This is a genomic window from Pantoea sp. sgz302252, assembly GCF_042610525.1.
Taxonomy (GTDB): domain Bacteria; phylum Pseudomonadota; class Gammaproteobacteria; order Enterobacterales; family Enterobacteriaceae; genus Erwinia.
Genome location: NZ_JBHDVM010000006.1, coordinates 371,562 through 371,833 on the forward strand (window position 1 = coordinate 371,562; position 272 = coordinate 371,833).

Genomic DNA, 272 nt, shown 5'->3' on the forward strand with positions numbered 1-272 from the left:
GTTGTGCTGTCCTGTGTCTTTTGCGCTGATACTGCGTTGCCTGCGCTTGTAAACTCAGTCACATACTGAAGTATGCTCCTTCCTTCACTGCACTTGTCGCCTTGTCTCAGCACAAAATCCTGCGGACTGACGTCCGGAGAACAGCTAAATTCTTTATCCGTAACAAGCTGAAAATGATGTCTGTTTCAAATGCTCACCAGAACGCTTCTGGCGTTGTAAGGTTAAGCCTCACGGGTCATTAGTACCGGTTAGCTCAACGCATCGCTGCGCTT